Raw genomic sequence first — 2364 nt, 5'->3', positions numbered from 1 at the left:
CGTCCGACGCGGCACGCGGCTGCTCGGCGCCCCAGTTGCCGACCTCGTCCGTGCCGCCGGGGTCCGGAACCGACGAGTTGCCGACCGGGGCCTGCTTGTGATCGTCGCCGGGTGCGCCGACGGTCATGCAGCCGGTGAGGGCGGCGAGCGCCGCCGCGGCGACGGTCGTGCGGGACAGGGCGCGGGGACAGCGCACGGGCGGACTCCTCAGGACCGGACTGCGGTGCGGGCGCCCTGTCCAACTCCGTTGCCGGTCCGGAGGACACGCCCGGCGGCCTCGGGACCGGCGGCGTTCCCCTGCCGTCGGCCCGGCGACGTGCCCCTGCCGTCGGCCGTGACGCGGCCCCCGGATCCGCGGGGCGACGCGCACCACCGGATCCGCGGGGCGTCACGGACAATGGCCGGGTGCTGGAGATGACACGCGAGACCTTCGAAGAACTGGTGAGCCAGGCGCTGGACCGGATCCCGCCCGAGCTGACGCGGATGATGGACAACGTCGCCGTCTTCGTGGAGGACGAACCCGACGCGTCCGACCCCGATCTGCTCGGGCTCTACGAGGGGACACCGCTCACCGAACGCGGCGAGTGGTACGCCGGGGTGCTGCCCGACCGGATCTCGATCTACATGGGCCCGACCCTGCGCTACTGCGAGTCCCCCGACGACGTGGTCCACGAGGTGGCCGTGACCGTCGTGCACGAGGTCGCCCACCACTTCGGCATCGAGGACGAGCGACTGCACGAACTCGGCTGGGGCTGAGCACGCCCCACGGCGACGGACAGGCGCGGGCCCCAGGCGCACGCGAGGCGGGCGCCGCGTCCATGGTGGGTACAGATGCGCGATACCGCATAGTCGGGCTCGCGTGGGGGCATACGCCCTCCCATGGCCAGTGCTCCCGACAGGCTGCTGCGCGCCTGCCTCCGTCCCGTGGAACACGGTGTGAACCGCCTCGCAGGCGCTCTGCGGCGGCGACGCCGTGCCCGTGCCGCCCCCGGGCTGGAGCTTGCCGCCCGGCCGCATCCCTTCGCCCGGGCTGTCGGCCTGGTCCTGGTGACCCTGCTGGGCGCCTGGGTGGGACTGCTCGTGGTCGGCAACGTGCACAAGCCGGTCGGTCCGATGGACACCACCATGACGCTGCGCCCGTCGATCAACGGCGGCACGAAGATCAACGTCGCGCCCCTGGGCGCACTGCAGTTGGAGAACCACCGGGCGCCGCTGCGGTTGGACGTCGACGTCACCCGACTCGACCCGGAGCGCGTCGGCTCGCTCATCGACCGCCCGGAGCGCTTCAACGGCCTCCAGGAGCGCGTCACCCGCGACGTCGAGTCAGGCACCCGGGACCTGGCGGTGCGGTCCTGCGCGGCGGTCGTCGCGGGGGCGACCGCGTTGGGCCTCGCCGTGTACCGCCGCCCCCGCAGGGCGATGGCCGCGGGCGGCCTGGCGCTGACCCTGCTGGTCGCCTCGGGTGCGACGGCGGCAGCCACCTGGAACGCGAAGGCGATGCTGGAACCGAAGTTCTCCGGGCTGCTGGCGGGAGCACCGAGCCTGGTGGGCGACGCCCGCAACATCGTCAGCGACTTCAGCATCTACGAGCAGGAACTCGCCCGGCTCGTGACCAACGTGACGAAGCTGTACGAAGCCACCTCGACCCTGCCGACGTTCCAGCCGGACCCGACCACGACGCGCGTGCTGCACGTGTCCGACATCCATCTCAACCCGGCGGCCTGGACGATCATCAAGTCCCTGGTGGAGCAGTACGAGATCGACGTCATCATCGACTCGGGCGACACCATGGACCACGGGACCGCCGCCGAGAACGCGTTCCTGGACCCGGTCGAGGACCTCGGCGCGCCCTTCGTGTGGGTGCGCGGCAACCACGACTCCAGGGCCACCCAGACGTACCTGGAGGGCAAGGAGAACGTGCACGTGCTGGACGAGGGCGTCTCCGTGAAGCTCGCCGGGCTGCGCATCGCCGGATGGGGTGATCCGCAGTTCACCCCGGACCGCTCGGTCGCAGCGGCCGGCGACCCGGCCGAGCGGGCGGCGGGCCGGCGGTTGGCCACGTCGCTGCGCTCCCAGCGCGACCAGGGCAAGCCGGTGGACATCGCCGTGGCGCACAACCCCGTACTCGCCAAGGAGACCGACGGCGCGGTGCCGCTGACGTTGGCCGGCCACACGCACAACCGCAAGCAGTACACGCTGAAGAACGGCACCCGGCTGATGGTGGAGGGTTCCACCGGCGGCAGCGGCCTGCGCGCGGTGGAAGGCGCCGAGCCGGACAAGGTGCAGGCGTCGATCCTCTACTTCGACCAGGACACCCGGGAGCTCCAGGCGTGGGACGCGATCACCCTGGGCGGCCTCGGGCTC

The 2364-nt window shown here is 72.3% G+C and carries 3 protein-coding genes; 2 read left to right on the top strand and 1 reads right to left on the bottom strand.

The window, feature by feature from the left end; genetic code table 11:
• Positions 1–196: hypothetical protein (locus tag ACYVE9_RS23315; protein WP_461029858.1), on the bottom strand; the 196-nt coding region annotated here is incomplete at its 3' end.
• A gap of 209 nt (positions 197–405) precedes the next feature.
• Here ACYVE9_RS23315 and ACYVE9_RS23310 point away from each other — a divergent pair.
• Complete coding sequence (locus ACYVE9_RS23310) at positions 406–756, top strand: metallopeptidase family protein (RefSeq protein ID WP_461029857.1); 351 nt, start codon at positions 406–408, stop codon at positions 754–756.
• Positions 757–879: 123 nt separating this feature from the next.
• On the top strand, positions 880–2364 hold a 1485-nt coding region (locus ACYVE9_RS23305; protein WP_461029856.1), incomplete at its 3' end, for a metallophosphoesterase family protein.

The sequence above is a fragment of the Streptomyces sparsus genome (assembly GCF_054776295.1).
This window is presented reverse-complemented; position numbering and strand designations above follow the sequence as displayed.